The sequence below is a fragment of the Micromonospora sp. MP36 genome, assembly GCF_008119785.1.
Lineage (GTDB): Bacteria > Actinomycetota > Actinomycetes > Mycobacteriales > Micromonosporaceae > Micromonospora.
In genome coordinates this window covers 1-1,133 of record NZ_VSFA01000269.1, presented here as the reverse complement: position 1 = coordinate 1,133, position 1,133 = coordinate 1, and the positions used below count along the sequence as shown (strand labels likewise).

Genomic DNA, 1,133 nt, shown 5'->3' with positions numbered 1-1,133 from the left:
TGGTGTACAACCGGGCGTTGGAAGCCCGTACCCGGGCGTGGGCGGTCGACCGGCAGCGCACCACCTATGTGCAGTCGTCGGGGTGGCTGACGGAGTGGAAACGCACCGATGAGCTGGCGTTCCTGAACGAGGTCAGTTCGGTGCCGTTGCAGCAGACGCTGCGGCATCTGCAGGCCGGGTTCGTGGCGTTCTGGGACAAGCGGTCCCGGTACCCGCGGTTCAAGTCCAAGCGCAAGTCGCGGGCGTCGGCGGAGTACACGCGTTCCGCGTTCCGGTGGCGGGACGGTCAGCTCACGTTGGCCAAGATGAACAGCCCGCTGGCCATCGTGTGGTCGCGGCCTCTGCCCGAGGGGGCGGAACCGTCGACGGTCACGGTGTCTCGGGACGCTGCCGGCCGCTGGTTCGTGTCCCTGCTGGTCGAGGACCCCACGGTGACGCCCATGACTCCGGTCGATGCCGAGGTGGGTGTGGATGCGGGTATCACCAGTCTGCTCACCCTGTCCCGCCCGATGCCCGGGGTGAGTGACGAGCAGGGCAAGGTGGCCAACCCGCGGTACGGGCAGGCCGACCGGCGCAAGCTCGCCAAGGCGCAGCGGAACCTGTCCCGCAAACAGGAGGGCTCCGCGAATCGGGCGAAGGCCCGACTGAAGGTGGCCCGGATCCATGCCCGTATCGCTGACCGGCGGCGGGATCATTTGCACCAGCTGACCACTCGGCTCGTCCGTGAGACCCAAACGGTCGCGATCGAAGACCTCAGCGTGCGCAACATGCTCCGCAACCGGCGTCTGGCCCGCGTCATCTCTGATGCGGCCTGGGGTCAGTTCCGCAGGATGCTGGAGTACAAGGCCGACTGGTATGGGCGTGAGGTGATCCCCGTTGACCGGTGGTTGCCCACGTCCAAAACCTGCTCGGGGTGTGGTTGGATCAACACCGCGCTCGCCCTCAATGTCCGAGTCTGGACGTGCCCGGGTTGCGGGGTTGAGCACGACCGGGACATCAACGCCGCGACAAACATCCTCGCCGCCGGGCTGGCGGAGAGGTAAAACGCCTGCGGAGCTGACAGAAGACCTCAAGGGAAAATCCTCCCGGAAAGGCAGTCGGCGATGAAACAGGAAACCTCACGGGCGACCGTG

The 1,133-nt window shown here is 66.5% G+C and carries 1 protein-coding gene; it reads left to right on the top strand.

What is annotated here, in order from left to right; translation table 11 throughout:
- A partial coding sequence (locus FXF52_RS41105; protein ID WP_148805038.1) for an RNA-guided endonuclease TnpB family protein occupies window positions 1-1,043 on the top strand: 1,043 nt, incomplete at its 5' end.
- Between the last annotated feature and the right edge of the window lie 90 nt (window positions 1,044-1,133).